General features: G+C 64.5%; 16 protein-coding genes. 8 read left to right on the top strand and 8 right to left on the bottom strand.

Features of this window, described 5'->3' with window-relative positions:
- Window positions 1-35 precede the first annotated feature (35 nt).
- The gene (locus OU999_02395) at window positions 36-1,022 is read right to left on the bottom strand and encodes a glycosyltransferase family A protein (GenBank protein ID WAC24066.1); all 987 of its coding nucleotides are present in this window, start codon (window positions 1,020-1,022) and stop codon (window positions 36-38) included.
- On the opposite strand from OU999_02395, the gene OU999_02390 reads away from it, so the two are divergent.
- From OU999_02390 to OU999_02380, 3 genes are read left to right on the top strand one after another with little or no spacing between them, the layout of a single operon-like run.
- Window positions 1,021-1,374, top strand: coding sequence for a hypothetical protein (locus OU999_02390; GenBank protein ID WAC24065.1), 354 nt, complete (start codon window positions 1,021-1,023; stop codon window positions 1,372-1,374). The two genes, OU999_02395 and OU999_02390, sit on opposite strands and share 2 nt — an antisense overlap.
- A complete protein-coding gene (locus tag OU999_02385) occupies window positions 1,371-2,342 on the top strand; it encodes a hypothetical protein (protein WAC24064.1) in 972 nt (323 codons plus the stop codon). The genes OU999_02390 and OU999_02385 overlap by 4 nt, the downstream gene beginning before the upstream one ends.
- A gap of 8 nt (window positions 2,343-2,350) precedes the next feature.
- Window positions 2,351-3,130: an ATP-binding cassette domain-containing protein gene (locus OU999_02380; protein WAC24063.1), complete on the top strand. Its 780-nt coding sequence runs from the start codon at window positions 2,351-2,353 to the stop codon at window positions 3,128-3,130.
- Here OU999_02380 and OU999_02375 read toward each other — a convergent pair.
- The 5 genes from OU999_02375 to OU999_02355 form a co-directional block, all read right to left on the bottom strand.
- Window positions 3,078-3,971 (bottom strand): polysaccharide pyruvyl transferase family protein, encoded by an 894-nt coding sequence (locus OU999_02375; protein ID WAC24062.1) that lies wholly within the window; start codon window positions 3,969-3,971, stop codon window positions 3,078-3,080. The two genes, OU999_02380 and OU999_02375, sit on opposite strands and share 53 nt — an antisense overlap.
- A 17-nt stretch (window positions 3,972-3,988) precedes the next feature.
- Window positions 3,989-4,762 (bottom strand): hypothetical protein, encoded by a 774-nt coding sequence (locus tag OU999_02370; protein WAC24061.1) that lies wholly within the window; start codon window positions 4,760-4,762, stop codon window positions 3,989-3,991.
- Between the two features lie 97 nt (window positions 4,763-4,859).
- Window positions 4,860-6,158 carry an MFS transporter gene (locus OU999_02365; protein WAC24060.1) on the bottom strand — a complete coding sequence of 433 codons (1,299 nt, stop codon included), beginning with the start codon at window positions 6,156-6,158 and terminating at the stop codon, window positions 4,860-4,862.
- Window positions 6,159-6,217: 59 nt separating this feature from the next.
- Window positions 6,218-7,033 carry a 2-keto-4-pentenoate hydratase gene (locus OU999_02360; protein WAC24059.1) on the bottom strand — a complete coding sequence of 272 codons (816 nt, stop codon included), beginning with the start codon at window positions 7,031-7,033 and terminating at the stop codon, window positions 6,218-6,220.
- Between the two features lie 79 nt (window positions 7,034-7,112).
- Window positions 7,113-8,615 (bottom strand): altronate dehydratase family protein, encoded by a 1,503-nt coding sequence (locus OU999_02355; protein WAC24058.1) that lies wholly within the window; start codon window positions 8,613-8,615, stop codon window positions 7,113-7,115.
- A 163-nt stretch (window positions 8,616-8,778) separates the two neighbouring features.
- Here OU999_02355 and OU999_02350 point away from each other — a divergent pair, with 163 nt between their 5' ends.
- From OU999_02350 to OU999_02330, 5 genes are all read left to right on the top strand, one after another.
- Window positions 8,779-9,795: a LacI family DNA-binding transcriptional regulator gene (locus OU999_02350; protein WAC24057.1), complete on the top strand. Its 1,017-nt coding sequence runs from the start codon at window positions 8,779-8,781 to the stop codon at window positions 9,793-9,795.
- A 126-nt stretch (window positions 9,796-9,921) separates the two neighbouring features.
- Window positions 9,922-10,560, top strand: coding sequence for an RpiB/LacA/LacB family sugar-phosphate isomerase (locus OU999_02345; GenBank protein WAC24056.1), 639 nt, complete (start codon window positions 9,922-9,924; stop codon window positions 10,558-10,560).
- A 32-nt stretch (window positions 10,561-10,592) separates the two neighbouring features.
- Entirely contained in the window at window positions 10,593-11,366 is a 774-nt protein-coding gene (kduD, locus tag OU999_02340) for a 2-dehydro-3-deoxy-D-gluconate 5-dehydrogenase KduD (protein WAC24055.1), read from the top strand.
- Complete coding sequence (locus OU999_02335) at window positions 11,363-12,373, top strand: sugar kinase (protein ID WAC24054.1); 1,011 nt, start codon at window positions 11,363-11,365, stop codon at window positions 12,371-12,373. The genes kduD and OU999_02335 overlap by 4 nt, the downstream gene beginning before the upstream one ends.
- A complete protein-coding gene (locus OU999_02330) occupies window positions 12,360-13,904 on the top strand; it encodes a carboxylesterase family protein (GenBank protein ID WAC24053.1) in 1,545 nt (514 codons plus the stop codon). Before OU999_02335 ends, OU999_02330 begins: the two co-directional genes overlap by 14 nt.
- Here the strand turns inward: OU999_02330 and OU999_02325 are convergent.
- Together OU999_02325 and OU999_02320 are read right to left on the bottom strand one after the other, a co-directional pair.
- Window positions 13,837-14,295: a cupin domain-containing protein gene (locus tag OU999_02325; protein WAC24052.1), complete on the bottom strand. Its 459-nt coding sequence runs from the start codon at window positions 14,293-14,295 to the stop codon at window positions 13,837-13,839. The two genes, OU999_02330 and OU999_02325, sit on opposite strands and share 68 nt — an antisense overlap.
- On the bottom strand, window positions 14,292-15,638 hold the full coding sequence (locus OU999_02320; protein WAC24051.1) for a pectate lyase: 1,347 nt from the start codon (window positions 15,636-15,638) through the stop codon (window positions 14,292-14,294). Before OU999_02320 ends, OU999_02325 begins: the two co-directional genes overlap by 4 nt.
- Window positions 15,639-15,846: the final 208 nt, after the last annotated feature.

The raw sequence follows: 15,846 nt of genomic DNA, 5'->3' as shown, positions 1-15,846 counted from the left end.
CTGCTATCGCTGGATTGACGGGGCCGTCCGCACCTTCAGGCCCCTTGATGAGCGCAATCGCGCTCCGGCTGGCCGACCGAAGACGCCCCGTCATGGATCAGCGCCGAACCCATGCCCGGGACCCAGCGAAACAGTTTTCGGTCGCCCAGCTTTCTGGCGACCTGCCGCTCGCGCAGGTGCCACATGGCGCGCAGAGCCTCCAATGTCAGCTTGGGCGACACTTCCGCCAGCGTCACAAACCCCAGCACGGCAAGCCCCTGGCGCAGGTTTTCGAATGAGCCGCACCGCACCATATATCCTATCAGGCCGGGCCGCTGCAGATTGAAGACGCGCAACTGGGCCAGGGTTCGCACCGCATTGGCTGAATGGGTTTCATTCGCACGATCGCGCCGGCTGTGCGGGCGGAAAAACCGATCGAGCTGCGCGACAAGGGCGGCGCGATCATCCTGGAGGCGCGCATTCTGCCCGCCCATACGGACATCGAGCAGCGGTTTTCTGAGGACATAACAAGCACCTATCGCGCTCATCCTTGCATAAAGGTCGTTGTCTTCGAAATACTCCGTACCCTCGCGATAGCCGCCCGCAGTCACAAATGCGGTACGACGGACCATGATGGTGGGATGCGCCAGCGGATTTGATGTCGCCAAAAGCCGGTCGGAGGTCTCGGTCGACAACAGCTCTCCCGCCTCGTTGACAATGCGGAACGTCGATCCGAGCAGCGCTATGTCGGGTCGCCTCCGCATGGATTCATATTGCAGCATGAGCCGTTCGGGATGCGCCAGATCGTCGGCGTCCATGCGCGCGATCAGATCGGTGGAGGCCATCGCCATGGCCGCATTCGAGCTGCCGACCGGGCCGAGCCGCCGACCACCCGTTTCCACCCTGATGCGCGTGTCGCGGGCCGCCCATGACCGGGCGCACTCCAGCGACGCGTCGGTCGATCCGTCATCATAGATGCAAAATTCAAAATCAGTTTTGGTTTGTCCGAGAATGCTGGCAATGGCTGCATCGAGATAGGGCATGGCATTGTACACAGGCATCACCACCGACAATGACGGCGCATCCGCTGTTGCCTGGCTTTCGCTTGAGCCTGCTCTCCTCATGCACTTTTTCTACCTGCAACGTTCACGCCATCGCCGATCAGATCATCAGCAGACGCAAAACGTGTTTGTCCAGTCGCAGCTGGAGGCCAACGGACGGAAGGCAAGCCCGAAACCGGCCCATGCCAACCTGATTGCCTTGAAACGCCTTTTCGCTCAATCGTATCCAAACTCCAACCTTTTCCGCCATCTTTTCGACAAACGGGATGGGGATGGAAAAATCGAAACTGCCCGCTTGAATGGCCTGAGTCGTGGCGAGGATAGACCGACATGACGGACGCACGCCCGGTATCTGCCTCGGCAGGGAAACGCAATTTTTTGGTGCGTGCCAGGGAACTTTGGGAACTGGTGCGCTATGCCGATCTCTCGGCGCAGCGGGCTTTCAGATGGGCCATCGTGCTCAGTACCCTGGCGGCAACCGCAGAAATCGGGTCGCTCCTGCTGATCCAGCATGCTGCCTCTGCCCTGTTCGTGTCATCGGCGCGCAGCACCATTCCCTTTGTCCAGCTGGCGTTGATCGGCACGATGCTGACCAGTGCCGTCCTGCGGTTGCTGGGCCAGCGCGCCGTCATCAAGACACAATATGCGGTGGCGACCTCGCTTGCGATACTGGCATTTTCACGCCTGCAGAATCAGGATTATGCAAGCTATCTCGAAACCGGCGCATCGCGGGCATTTGCTGCGTTCGAGGAACTGCAGATCGTCTGCTATCACGCCCTCGTTCCCTTGATCAGCGGCGTGATTTCGCTCGGTACCGGCCTGCTGATTGTCGCCGTGCTCACCCTCCTCTACCCGCTGCTCGGCCTGACGATCCTGCTGGTCACCATTGGCGGCATGATGGCAGCGTCTCGTTTCAGGAAAAGGCCGGCCGCCAAGGATGACGTGCCCGAGCTCAGCCGGCAGCGCGCACGCCTCATCTACGAAGCGCGAACCGCGTTCCGCGACATATGCCTGACCAACGGCCAAGCGCGTATCGCTGCGGATTTTGACGATATCGAGCGCACGTTTCGGGGTGGGCTGGTGCAATCGGTCGTGGCTGGCCAGACGGCGCGATCCGAAATCGAGATAGCCGGCCTGCTCGTATTCCTGATCGCTGCGCTGATATGGCCACTGCTGAATGCCGACTATCGCACCCTGGTCCCCGCGCTCGGAGTTCTGGCGCTGGGTGGGCTGCGGCTGCTGCCGCACCTGGCCACGATCCGGTCGGTACCGTCAGCCAGATTGGCGCCCATGGCCAGGTGACGTCATCGATGCGCGAGCTGCTCGATCAATTGCCTGGCTCTGTTCCCGAAGCTTCGCGAACCCCCATTGCCTTTCGCCATTCGATAACACTGTCGGCCATCCGGGTATCGCGGCCCGACCGCGGCGATACGCTCAAGGGGCTCGATCTCGTTGTTCCCTATGGCGGAAGGATCGGGATTGTCGGAGCGAGCGGCTCGGGAAAATCGACGCTGCTGGACGTGCTGAGCGGCCTTATCACTCCCGTGGAGGGGATGTTGCAGGTCGACGGACAGGAGATAACGTCCGCCAATGCCGCCGCATGGCGCGACCGCATGGGCGTGGTCAGCCAGAATGTGCTGCTGGTCGGCCATACCCTGCGCGAAGCGATAAGCTTCCCCGTTCGATCCGAAGACACCGATCAGGAGCGGCTGTTGCGGGCCGTCGAGCAGACAGGCCTCACGGAGTTTGTCGCTTCGCTGTCGCATGGGCTCGACACCGCTTTGGGCGAGACCATGTCAAGCCTGTCCGGCGGACAGCGCCAGCGGATCGCGCTAGCCCATGCCCTGTATCGCGCGCATGACCTGCTGGTGCTGGACGAAGCCACCAGCCAGCTCGACATGGAAAGCGAGGCTGTCATCCGGAGCTGCCTGCAGAGCCTGCCGCGCCATATTGCAATCGTGCTCGTCACGCACCGGACCGCGCTGCTCGATTGCTGCGACATCGTCTATCGGCTGGAGGATGGGCGGCTCACCCAAGTCAAGGAAGCTGCGGTGCTGGTCGCGGAAGGTCCTGATCGTCAAAGCCGGTAAACGCGCGGCAGCGCTTGACCAGATCCCGCGCAAGCGCGGTGTGGCGATCCGGATTGGCCGGTGGCGCGAGAAAATCGTAATCGCAGCCGCCCCGGACAAACACATCCGATGAACAATGGTGCATCAGCTGAGCCACATCGGCAATCCGGCGCGCCGCCTTTCTGGGGTGCAGCAGCAGCACCGGAGTTCCGATCGCCAGGCATGGCTGCGCTGCATGGATGCGCGTGGTCACCACCGCTGCAGCCCCGGCGTAAAGGTCAAGCAGGCGTTCGACCTCCCGCTCCTGACCCTGCTGATCCAGCGTTTCGCCACCCAGATGGGTGACGCTGACAACCTGCCTTCCCCTGGCCAGGCGCTGCAGCGCGGCAAGCTCCCGGGGGCTGAGGTCACAGGCCACCAGATAATCCCCGCGCGGGACCGGCCGATCGAGCTTGAGCGTCAGCGTGAGGCAGCCGGTGTGATAGGCAGGTATGTCATGCGCCAGCAGCGTTTCGCAGGTCACCATGTCGCGTGCCCCGATGGGACCGTGCGCGCGCAGCCATTCCGCACCGGCCCCGGACAGCATCACGTCGCGGGCGGACTTGATCCAGCGCCGCACTCTTGGCTTTGAGCATTCGACGAAATGCATCGACACCGGCAACGGGTCGATAGACGGGTGGGGCGGCCATTGCGTCGCATCGTGCATGAACCAGCCATTGGTGATCAGCTTGACCGGGCCGTCATGCTGCCTCGTAGAAAGGCGCTCGCGCTCGATCAGGCAATCGACCTGCGGCAGAAAGCGCCTTGCTGCGCGCGATTGCATGACATCGCCCAGATTCTCGATGCCGGGATATGCCAGCAAGCCAAAAGCGCTGGAGCTCAAGCGCCTTCCTGCTGCAATCTATGCATGAAGCTACCCGGCTGTGCGGGTTCATTTTTGCGACTGGCTATCATGGTATTGTACAAGTGTAGCGCCTGCGTGGCGGGCGTGATGTGCTCTTCCAGCGACCGTGCGGGATCGAAAATCCAGTCCGCTACCTGCCAGTCCCAGGGGTAATGGACGTCCGGCGGCATGACCTGATCCATAAGCCCGTGGCGCTGCACCAGGGCCGTGAGACCCATCGGCCCGCCAACGCCCCAGGGCATGTCGCCAAGGTTGATATGGCCCTGTCTGAACTTGCGCCAGTACGCCCTTATCCGATCGCGCTTGCGCAACCAGTCGGGAATATAGGGTTGCTCGAATAGCCTCAGAAGAGGTTCGATCACCGGAGAGTCCGGCGGCATATACAGCACGCCCTGACCGACATAGCCCGGCTCGCAAAAGGCGAAGAAATGCTTGTCCTGTTCAATGTGAAGCGGCTTGATGAGATAGGCATCGGAATCAAGCCACACGCCGAGCGACTGGCGCATGATCTCGAAGCGGAACCGGTCCGAAAAAAGCGAAACGCTGCCCGATTTGTGACGGATGATCGTTTCGCGCGGCAGCACCGAAGCCGCATCGGCCAGCTCGACGCCTTCAGGCACGCCCTTCAGATCGTCATAGGTATAGAGTACCAGCCTGTGCCCCTGCCGCAGGACCGAGCGTATGCACGCCCTTTCGACCGCGCTCAGCGCATCTCCAATCCACAGCATGACACAAACGGGCAGATCCATGATCGGGGGCTAGCGACACGGCAAAAACGGGTCAAGCCCATAAGCAAAGCGCAGGAACACGGCCACAATTCGGGTTCCGATACGCGACAAGGCTCGATCAGACCTTGGCCGGTTCCAGCCTGGGGCTCAGCAGGTGAACCACCAGCAGCGCCATCAGATACGCGCTGGCGCAGATCGCGAACAGGATTTCGTAGCTGCCGGTGCTGTCGAGGATATAGCCGGTGAACAGCGCCATGCCCATGCCGCCCAGCGCGCCGACGGTGCCGCCGATGCCGACCACCGAGCCCACCGCGCCGCGCGGGAACACGTCTGACGGCAGCGTATAGAGATTGGCCGAAAAGGCCTGGTGCGCGGCTGTCGCTAGGCCGATGATCAGCACCGCGCCCCAGACGCTGTCGATGCCCTGCGCAAACCAGATCGGCGTCACCGCCAGAGCGCAGACCAGCATCGTCGCCTTGCGCGCGAAATTGGGCGTCTTGCCTGCCTTGATCAGGCGCGAGGACATCCAGCCGCCGAAAATCGAACCGCCATCCGAGATCAGGTAGATCGCGGCGAGCGGCAGGCCGAAGGTCTTGAGGTCCATGTCATAGCGCTCGAACAGATAGCCCGGCAGCCAGAACAGGAAGAACCACCAGATCGGATCGATCAGGAACTTGCCCAGCGCATAGGCCCAGGTCTCGCGCACGGTGAGCAGTTTGCCCCAGCCGATCTTTTCCACCGGATCGGCAGGGTCCTGCTGGATCCAGGCCAGTTCAGCCGCAGACACGCTCTTGTGCTCGGACGGGTGGCGATAGATCGCCCACCACGCCGCGAGCCAGATCACACCGAAAATGCCGGTGATGTAAAAGGCTTCGCGCCAGCCGAACCACAGCACCAGCGCCGGCACCAGCAGCGGCGTTATGATCGCGCCGACATTGGCCCCGGCATTGAACAGGCCGATGGCAAAGGCGCGCTCGCGCTGCGGGAACCAGTCGGTCACCGCCTTGATCCCGGCGGGGAAGTTGCCGCTTTCACCGATGCCCAGGCCAAAGCGCGCCGCAGCAAAGCTGGTCACCCCGGTCGCCAGGCCGTGCGCCATATGGCCTGCGGTCCAGATGACGATCGCAATGGCATAGCCCAGCCGCGCGCCCAGCACATCGACGATGCGCCCGAAGCCGATATAACCGATGGCATAAGCCAGCTGGAACCAGAAGACGATCGCGGCAAAGTCGGTTTCGGTCCAGCCGAATTCTGCGACCAGCGTGGGCTTGAGCACGCCGATCATCTGGCGGTCGATATAGTTGATCGCCGTCGCCGCAAACAGCAGGCCGACGATCACCCAGCGATAGCGCCCTGCCCTGCCCGCTGCGGCATCGAGCGCCTGGGGCCGTGCCGACGTTGCTGCGGTTTCAACCATGTTCAACTCTCCCAAATCGGGCGCCCGGCTCTTGCCGATCCGCATCGCAAGCGTGGATGTCAGCGCGGCTGCGCGGCGACTACCCGACAGCGGACATCGCCATGGCCGACGAATTCCGCCCGGAACGACTGACCGACAGCAATCTCGTGCACGCCGGTGATCGCGCCGGTGGATACCCAAAGGCCGTTCGATACATCGAAACCGCGCTCGATCAGATTGGCCAGCAAAAAGCGCACTGCGCCATAGGGCCCGTCGAGCATGTTGGCCGCAGTCGCCTCGCCGACCTCAGCCCCGTCGATCTCGCTGCGCACGACAATCGCGCACAGGTCCAGATCGCGCCAGCCGGTCAGCTCTGCGCCGCGCACCATGCCGGCATTGTTGCCGTAATCGGATACGGTGACCGCCGGGCCATCAAGGTTGATCCGTGCATAAGGCGAGCTGGCAATCTCGATCCCCAGCCGCACATCATCCAGGATCGCGCGGGTGCCGTCATCGTCGCTGGGCACGGGTCCGGCAAAGCCGGGCGCGACATGGAGCAGGATTTCCGCCTCGCCCGCCGCAAAGCCGCCGTCGAAAACCGGCATGTCGGGCACCTGGCCGGCAGCGGCATCGACCACGCTATCAGCAAAGATCGGCCCGGACAGCCGATTGGCGCCCAGCGTGCCATCGAGTGGGGGATTGATCCGCCCGACCTTCCAGCCGGCAACAGCGCGGCCGTCGATATGGATTGCGCGGTCCTGGATCGAATAGGCCGCCGCAAGCGCATCAGGCGCGGTGCCCGGATAGGCGCTGAGCGCCCGCGCTTCGCGCCGTGCGCTGACAAAGGCCTGCGCCACCGCGTCGACCTCCGAACTCACCGTCAATTCCATCCCCATCCTCACGTCCTTCTCTTGTTTGTTGCCTAGAGGAAACCGGTGTCATCCGCAAGGGGCCGCGTCTTCGCGTCCGATCGCGCTAGAGGGTCACACCCTTTTTCCAGATTGCTATCGCCCTTTGCCCCGCCCGTTCCGCAGCCGTTTTGCGCCCGCTGGCGATGGCGAGCAGCGCCTTCAGAAACGCTTCGTCGGTCGCCTGCGCACCTTCGTCCAGAGCCGCTGAAGCATCGAAATCGATCCAGTGCGGCTTGGCCTGTGCCAATGCGCGATTCGAGGCGACCTTGACCGTGGGCGCGGGGAAGCCCAGCGGCGTCCCGCGCCCGGTGGTGAACAGCACCAGGGTCGCACCAGCAGCCGTCAGTGCGGTCGAGGAGACTGCATCATTGCCGGGGGCCTCCAACAGGGCGAGGCCGGGCGTGACCGCCTGCGCGCCATAATCGATCACGCTGGTGAGCGGTGCCGTGCCGGCCTTCTGCACCGCGCCGGCGGATTTTTCCTCGAGCGTGGTAATGCCGCCCGCGATATTGCCGGGCGACGGGTTTTCCGAAACCGGAAGGCCCTGATCGAGATAATAGCGCTTGAACCCGTTCACGAGATCGGCTGCGCGCGCAAAGACCTCGCCATCGACCGCGCGGTCGAGCAGTGCCTGTTCCGCCCCGAAAATCTCTGGAATTTCGGTGAGGATCGGGATTCCGCCCGCCGCCGCCAGCCGTTCGCTGAACCGGCCGAGCAACGGATTGGCGGTAAGCCCCGAAAAGCCGTCCGACCCGCCGCATTTCAACCCGACGACCAGCGCGCCGAGCGGCAGGTTTTCGCGGCGGGCCTGCGCCGCCTCGACAACCATCGCGTCGACAATCGCACCCGCTTCCGCCAGCTCGTCCCCCGCAGCTTGGGACGCCAGGGTGCGGACCCTGGCGCGCGCCTGTGCTGGAACGGCCTCGATCAGCGCGTCGAGCTGGTTCGATTCGCAGCCCAGCCCGATCAGCAATACGCCCGCCGCGTTGGGGTGCGCCGCCAGCCCCGCAAGCAGCGCGCGGGTTCCAGCAAGATCATCGCCCAGCTGCGAACAGCCATGCGGATGCGCAAAGGCCATGATTCCGTCGATCCGCCCTTCGGCGATCAACCCGGCATGTCGCTGCTCGGCCTCGCGCGCGATCTGCTCTGCGGTCAGCGCCACGCAGCCGACGGTGGGAAGGATCCAGATTTCGTTGCGGGTCCCTGCCCGGCCATCGGCCCGCATATAGCCTTGCCATGTCCGCCCCTCGGGCCGGGCATCCGATACGGGCGCAGACCGAGCAGCCGCCGCATAATGCAGCTCGCCTTCGAGTGCGGTCGCCAGATTGTGGCTGTGCACATGCTCGCCCGGCATGATCGGGTGCGTGGCGCGGCCGATGGTGAGGCCGTATTTGACCACCGCATCGCCCGCAGCGTGCGGCGCAAGCGCGAATTTATGGCCTTGGGGAATGTCGGCGAGCACCGTGAGCTCGGTCTTGGCCAGCGTGACGCGATCGCCCGCCTGCAGCGCGCGCAGGGCCACGGCCACCGTATCTGCGGCATGTACCTGCATCGCATCGGCCATCATCAGGCTCCCCCAAGGCGACGACTCTCGATCGATCGTCCGCGCACAGCCATAGCGCCATGGTAACCGGTGTCAATGCCGCCGGGATTGCGCTTGACCTGCGCTTGGCGCTAGGAGGGGCGTTGCACTGACACCGGTGTAGCAAGGCGATGGAGCACAAGAGCGCGTGAACAAGGCAAAGGACGGCAAGCCGACGATCAACGACGTGGCCCGCCTGGCCGGCGTGTCCAAAAAGACCGTCAGCCGCGTCATCAACCGATCGCCGCTGCTCAATTCCGCCACGCGCGAAAAGGTCGAGACGGTGATTGCCGAGCTTGGCTATGTGCCCAATCCGCAGGCGCGCGCGCTGGCGCTGCGCCGCAATTTCCTGATCGGACTGATCCACGACAACCCCAATGCGCAGATGGTTCTGGGCGTGCAGGAAGGCATATTGTCGGCAATCCGCGACACCGAATTTGCTCTGGTCGTCCGCCCGGTCAACCGCCGGTCGCCAGACATGCTCGACGATGTCCGCACCTTTCTGGAACAGCAGCGGCTGTTCGGCGTGTTGCTGCTGCCGCCGATTTCCGAAAACGACGCACTCGCGCAATTGTGCGACGAACTCGGCGTCAGCTATGTCCGCATGGGCTCGGTGCGCCTCGATGAGGATGCGCATATGGTCGCGTCCAATGATCGCGAGGCGGTGGCCAAGGCGGTCGGCTATCTGGTCGGGCGCGGCCATGGCCGGATAGGCTTTGTCGCCGGGCCTGAAGGCTTCCGTTCGGCAGCCGAGCGCGCGCTGGGCTATCGTGACGCTCTGGAAAGCGCCGGGATCGCGATCGACCCCGCCATCATGGCCGAGGGTAGCTACACCTTCGAAACCGGCATTGCTGCGGGCGAGAAACTGCTCGCCGCCTCCCCCCGCCCCAGCGCGATCTTCGCCAGCAATGACGAGATGGCCGCAGGCGTGCTGCACGCCGCGCGCAGCATCGGCATGTCGGTGCCAGAGGATCTGTCGATCATCGGCTTTGACGATACCGCGATTGCCGCGCATATCTGGCCGCCGCTCACCACCGTCCGCTGGCCGATCCAGGCGATGGCCAAGGCCGCTGCGATCAAGCTGATCGACCCCGGCGAGGCACGCGAGCAGCCCTCGCATTTCCTCTCCGATCTGATCGAACGCGCCTCCGTCGCCGAGGCGTGACGCTCCTCCAGCTTCGCACCTGCGCCACCGCAATAACGCTTGCGCCGCGCAATGACACCGGTTACCAAGCGGGTCAAACGACCACCCGACATATCCGGGGCGGCATCGCCCGGACAGGAGAGACACATGAAGATCGCCCTGATCACCGAAAACAGCCAGGCCGCCAAGAACGGCATCATTCACGAAGCGCTGACCGATGTCGCCGTGCCTTTGGGGCATGAGGTGTTCAACTACGGCATGTACACTGCCGAGGATGAAGCCTCGCTGACCTATGTGATGAACGGCCTGCTCTCCGGCATCCTGCTCAATTCGGGCGCGGCGGACTTCGTCGTTACCGGCTGCGGCACCGGCATGGGATCGATGCTCGCCTGCAACGCGATGCCCGGCGTGTTCTGTGGTCTGGTCATCGACCCGACCGACGCCTTTCTGTTCGGCCAGATCAATGACGGCAACGCCATTTCCATGCCCTATGCCAAGGGCTTTGGCTGGGCGGCAGAGCTGAACCTGCGCGATTGCTATGCCAAGCTGTTCGACGGCGAACGCGGCCTGGGCTATCCCAAGGAGCGTGCCGCGATCATGGCCAAGAACCGCGGCATCCTGAAGGACCTCAAGGCGGCGTCGTGCCACGACATGCTGACGGTGCTCAAGACCGTCGATCAGGACCTGCTCAAGGCAGCGGTGGCGGGCGAGCGCTTTGCCGAGTATTTTTATCCCAATTGCCAGGATGAGGCGATCGCCGCCTATCTGCGCGAACTGACCGCCTGATAACAGCGCCCGAAAATCGGGGAGAGGACGATATGACGAACGGGCTTTTCGACCTTTCGGGTCGCGTTGCAGTCGTGACGGGGGCCAATACCGGCATCGGCCAGGGCATTGCGCTGGCGCTGGCGCAGGCGGGTGCGGATATCGCCGCCGTGGGCCGTACGCCTGCCGATGACACTGCCGCCAAGGTCCGCGCGCTGGGTCGCCGGTGCGAACTGGTAGCGGCAGATCTCGGCACCATTGCCCCGGTCCAGGCCGTGATCGATCAGGTGCTGGCATCGCTTGGCGGGCTCGACATTCTGGTCAACAATGCCGGCATCATCCGCCGCGCCGATGCGGTCGATTTTACCGAGGAGGATTGGGATGCGGTGGTTGATACCAACCTCAAGTCGGTCTTCTTCCTCAGCCAGGCGGCCGGACGGCACATGATCGCACAGCGCGAAAAGACCGTACGGCGCGGCAAGATCATCAACATCGCATCGATGCTGAGCTTCCAGGGCGGCATCCGCGTGCCCAGCTACACCGCGAGCAAGAGCGGCCTTGCCGGCCTCACCAAGCTGCTCGCCTGCGAATGGGCGGCCAAGGGCGTCAATGTCAACGCCATCGCGCCGGGCTATATCGCCACCAACAATACCGCGGCGCTGCAGGCCGATGAGACGCGCAACCGGCAGATCATGGAACGCATCCCCGAAGGCCGCTGGGGCGATCCCGCGGACATTGGCGGGGCGGCGGTGTTTCTTGCCAGCAGTGCTGCGGATTATGTCCAGGGCCATGTGCTGGCAGTCGATGGCGGGTGGCTCGCCCGGTGACGGGGCCTGTCGTCTGTTTCGGCGAGATGCTGCTGCGCCTGTCGCCTCCGGGCGCGCAGATGATGGTCCAGGCGCAGAGCCTCGACATGGTCGTGGGCGGTGCGGAGGCCAATGTCGCCGCCGCGCTGGCCTCGCTCGGCCATCATGCCCGCATGGCGACGCTGCTCCCCTCCTCTCCGCTGGGCGACAGGGCACGGGCAGAACTCGGCGCTGCGGGCGTGGACACGCGCTTCGTCGCGCGCGCCGCTGGCCGCATGGGCCTGTACTTTCTGGAGCCGGGCGCAGGGCTCAGGCCATCATCGATTACCTATGACCGGGCCGGATCGGCCTTTGCGCTGGCTGATCCGCAAGCGATCGACCTCAAGGGCGCGCTCGACGGCGCAGCGCTGCTGCACATGTCGGGCATCACTCCCGCACTGGGCCCCGGCGGCGTTGCGCTCGCCGAAGCAGCGGTGGCGGAAGCAGAGGCGGCGGGCGTGCCGATCTGCTTCGACGGCAATTATCGCGCGCTGCTGTGGGAAAGCTGGGACAGCGACCCGCGTGCTATCCTCAACCGGCTGGTCGGCGCGGCGACCGTGCTCATCGGCAACCATCGCGACATATCGCTGCTGCTGGGCAAGAGCTTTTCGGGCGATGGCGCAGAACGGCGGCGCGAAGCGGTGGAAGCGGCCTTTGCGGCCTTCCCCAAGCTACAGCTCGTCGCCTCGACCGCGCGGCATATCGTCAGCAGCGATCATCACCGCATTGCCGCGCGCGTCGACACCCGCGATGCCAAGCATCAGACAGCGGAGATCGATGTCACAGGCATTGTCGACCGGATCGGCACCGGCGATAGCTTTGCTGCCGGCGTGCTGCACCAGTATCTGCAAGGCGGCGATGCGCAGGCAATGGCCGAATGCGGACTGGCGCTTGCCGCGCTCAAGCATTCGCTGCCGGGCGATTTCTGCCTGATCGGGCCGCAGGAACTGGCCGCGTTTTCAGCCCAGGGCGGCGATGTCCGCCGCTGAGCTGAGCCGGCGGGCGCTGCTCGCTGGCGGCACCGCACTGTTCGCTGCCCCTGCGCTGGCCCGGCGAATCGATCCGCGCGCCGGGCGATTTACCGGGCTGCGCGAGGACGGCGTGCTGGCCTTCAAGGGCATCCGCTATGGCCGCGCCGAGCGCTTTGCCCGCGCTGCGCCTGAACCCCTGATCAACGCCAGGGTGCTCGCCCAGCAATTCGGCCCGATCGCGCCGCAGCGGGGCAATGCAGAGCTGCCGCAGTCCGAGGATTGCCTGTTCCTCAACGTCTGGACGCCGGAAACGCATGCTGCAGCCAAGCGCCCGGTCATGGTCTATTTTCATGGCGGCGCGTACAGCAACGGCACCGTCACCGATCCGCTGACCCATGGCCACAGGCTCGCCGCGCAGGGCGATGTCGTGGTGGTGACGGTCAACCAGCGGCTCAACGCCTTTGGCTATGCCTGGCTCAAGCCCTTTGGCGCGCGCTTTGCCGATAGCGGCAATCTGGGCCAGCTCGACCTTGTCCTCGCGCTGCAATGGGTACGAAAAAACATCGCCGAGTTCGGTGGCGATCCGGATCGCGTGATGGTGTTCGGCCAATCGGGCGGCGGGGCGAAGATCGCAACACTGATGGCCATGCCCCAGGCTGACGGCCTGTTTCACCGCGCCGCCACGATGAGCGGACAACAGGTGACTGCCAGCGGCCCAGGCAATGCCTGGAAGCGCACCCAGGCGCTGATGACGGCGATGAAGCTCGCGACAGATGATGTCGACGGCCTGCGCACAGCGCCTGCCGCGCGCATTGTCGACGCGCTGGCCGCCACCGATCCGGTGATCGGCGGATCGCTCTATTTCGGGCCGGTGCTCGACATGACCAACCTGCCGCGCCACCCGTTCTGGCCCGATGCAGCGCCACAGTCGCTCGCCATTCCGATGATCCTCGGCAACACGCGCGAGGAAACGCGCGCCTTTATCGATCCGCGCGGGGCCAGGCTGCAAGGGCTGGACTGGAGCAATATCGCGCGGCGCATCGCGGCCGAAGTGAAGATCGATCTCGACCCCGAATGGGTCGTCGCCCGCTACCGCGAACATTATCCGGACTGGACGCCCGAACGGCTCTTCTATGCCGCGACCACCGATGGGCGGTCATGGCCGGGCCAGGTGATCGAGGCGGATGCGCGCGCGACAGCAGGCGCGAAAGCCACCTGGGTGTACCAGCTCGATCGCCGCTCGCCCGTCGATCCGCTGCGCGGTGCGGCGCATACCGATGACATTCCCTATGTCTTCGGCACGCTCGATGCGCCGGGCAGCTATAGCGGGACGAACGAAGGCGCGCGCCGCACGCGCGATCTGATGATGTCGGCCTTTGCCAGCCTTGCCAGAACCGGAAAGCCGGGCCTTGCCGATTGGACGGCCTATGGCCTGCCCGATCGCGCGACGCTGGTGGTGGGCGATAGCGCGGCGCGCGCGATCAACGATCCCCGCCGATTCGAGCGGGAGCTGTGGGCGACGGCGCCGTACATTCAGCCGGGCAGCTGACCGGTTCCTTGACCGGATAGGCGATGATCAGCGCAAGCGGCTTGTCGCCCTTCTGCCAGATGCCGACAACCGCGCCGTCATAGAGATAGGCAGTCATGCCGGGCTTGAGCATCGCGCGCTGGCCGTCCGAGACCACCTCGCCTTCGCCGTCGAGCACATAATAGACCTCGTCATGCGCAATCGGGTGTTCGCCGATAGCGGCACCGATATCGAGCGTCCGCCGGCGGAATTCCATCCTGCGCGGCTGCGGGACATGGTCGCTGATCCGCCAGGCCGTGCTCATGCCGATCGCCCCATGCGGCGGCGGTTCGCGCTTCACCGTGTCCAGCTCGTCGATCACCGCCATCGGCGGCGCTGCGGCCAGCAGCAGCGCGGCGACCAGCGCGCTCATGGCTGGGGGGTCCGCATCTGGCGGTCGCGGGTGGAAAGCGACTCCTGCGCGCCGCCCTTCTGGCCGGGATAGCGACCCGATTTCGGGGTCATCGTGGCCAGATCCCATTGCGCCTCGTCGAACGGCGCGAAGGTCGCCACCGGCGCGGGATAACCGCCGACCTCGCTCTCATCGTCGATAATGTCGCCGCGCCCTTCGGCCACGAAGAACAGCACGCGAATGTCATCGGGTGCCCGGTCCCAGGGGCGGGCGCCCGCGGTCTGCAGCAGCGATGTCTCGACCTCGCCCGACGGCAGGACGCTATAGGCCGACAGGTTCGCAAGCGGTGCCTTTGCGGCGACCAGCTTCGCGCGCGTCTCGCCATAGCGGCCGAACTGGGGCAGCGGATTGCCATGCCGGTCGACCGCACGATTGTCCTTGCCGAAATAGGCAAGATCGCCGTCCCCGCCCAGCATCAGGAACGGCAGACCCTCGTTGGTGTCATTGCCGCCGCGCATGACATTGCCGACCGCCGTGATCTCGCCGGTGACATAGTCATGCCCCTGCCATTCGAGGTTCATCAGGTTGTAATGCACTGCGCGGTGGCCGGGATTGTAGATCAGGTTGTTGACCATCGCGACCTGGGCCCCGCCCTTGACCAGCGGCGAGCGTTCGACATTGTGCGCCCAGACATTGCGGTAAAACATTATATTCGTTGCATTATCATGGATGAGCGAGCCCTTGCTGTGCTCGCCCTTGGGGTGGCTGGAATTGGCCAGACCCTCAGCTGCCAGATTGTCGCGGAAGACGATGTGATGGCTGGTCCCGGCGCGCCATTGCTCGACCGTGTCGCCAGTGAAGCGCGGGCCGGAGGCGGACATGTTCTCATCCACCCCCCACAGGAAACTGCAATGTTCGACCACGACATTGTGCGCGGCAACGGTCGAGAAGGAATCGGCTTCCCAGCCCGACATCCGCGCCTGGCCGTCGGCGCCGGTCATCACGCGGATGTGCGAGACGATGACATCGTGCGTGCGCAGATCAATGCCGCCCTTGATGATGGTAATGCCAGGCGAGGGCGCAGTCTGCCCGGCAATGGTGACGAACGGTTCGCTGATCTCCAGCGTGCTGCGGCCCAGGTCGATCACCCCGCCGACTTCGAACACGATGGTGCGCGGACCCTTGGCGGCAAGCGCCTCTGCCAGCGATCCCGGACCCGCCTTGGCAAGCGTGGTCACGCGGATGATTCGCCCCCCTGCCCCGCCACGTGTCGGATCACCCGGATGCGGCTCGGCCGCCACCGGCCCCAGACAGGCCAGGGCAAAAGCCCCGGCAAATGCGGCCTTTTTGAGTGTCTTGCGCATATGCTCTCTCCCGTTGCCATGGTTATTGACAGAGCCATGCCAAGAGGGCAATACATAATGACACCGGTTACCGCGATCAGCCAGCCTCACTGGCCTGTTCGCTTGGGACATCGGAAAGAACAGTGGTGCACGCTTAAGCGAGGTACCTGGGATCGGGAGTCAGGGTGTCAGAGAGTGTCGGATGCAGGATGCATCTTCTCCTTTGACA

Source organism: Blastomonas sp. SL216 (assembly GCA_026625625.1).
In the GTDB taxonomy this organism is placed as follows: Bacteria; Pseudomonadota; Alphaproteobacteria; order Sphingomonadales; family Sphingomonadaceae; genus Blastomonas.
This window is presented reverse-complemented; position numbering and strand designations above follow the sequence as displayed.

Bases quoted from the DNA above. Each gene is read 5' to 3' on its own strand.
- OU999_02390 (WAC24065.1), top strand. From the start codon at position 1,021: ATGGCATTGTACACAGGCATCACCACCGACAATGACGGCGCATCCGCT.
- OU999_02395 (WAC24066.1), bottom strand. From the start codon at position 1,022: ATGCCCTATCTCGATGCAGCCATTGCCAGCATTCTCGGACAAACCAAA.
- OU999_02385 (WAC24064.1), top strand. From the start codon at position 1,371: ATGACGGACGCACGCCCGGTATCTGCCTCGGCAGGGAAACGCAATTTT.
- OU999_02380 (WAC24063.1), top strand. From the start codon at position 2,351: ATGCGCGAGCTGCTCGATCAATTGCCTGGCTCTGTTCCCGAAGCTTCG.
- OU999_02370 (WAC24061.1), bottom strand. From the start codon at position 4,762: ATGGATCTGCCCGTTTGTGTCATGCTGTGGATTGGAGATGCGCTGAGC.
- OU999_02365 (WAC24060.1), bottom strand. From the start codon at position 6,158: ATGGTTGAAACCGCAGCAACGTCGGCACGGCCCCAGGCGCTCGATGCC.
- OU999_02360 (WAC24059.1), bottom strand. From the start codon at position 7,033: ATGGGGATGGAATTGACGGTGAGTTCGGAGGTCGACGCGGTGGCGCAG.
- OU999_02355 (WAC24058.1), bottom strand. From the start codon at position 8,615: ATGATGGCCGATGCGATGCAGGTACATGCCGCAGATACGGTGGCCGTG.
- OU999_02345 (WAC24056.1), top strand. From the start codon at position 9,922: ATGAAGATCGCCCTGATCACCGAAAACAGCCAGGCCGCCAAGAACGGC.
- kduD (WAC24055.1), top strand. From the start codon at position 10,593: ATGACGAACGGGCTTTTCGACCTTTCGGGTCGCGTTGCAGTCGTGACG.
- OU999_02330 (WAC24053.1), top strand. From the start codon at position 12,360: ATGTCCGCCGCTGAGCTGAGCCGGCGGGCGCTGCTCGCTGGCGGCACC.
- OU999_02325 (WAC24052.1), bottom strand. From the start codon at position 14,295: ATGAGCGCGCTGGTCGCCGCGCTGCTGCTGGCCGCAGCGCCGCCGATG.
- OU999_02320 (WAC24051.1), bottom strand. From the start codon at position 15,638: ATGCGCAAGACACTCAAAAAGGCCGCATTTGCCGGGGCTTTTGCCCTG.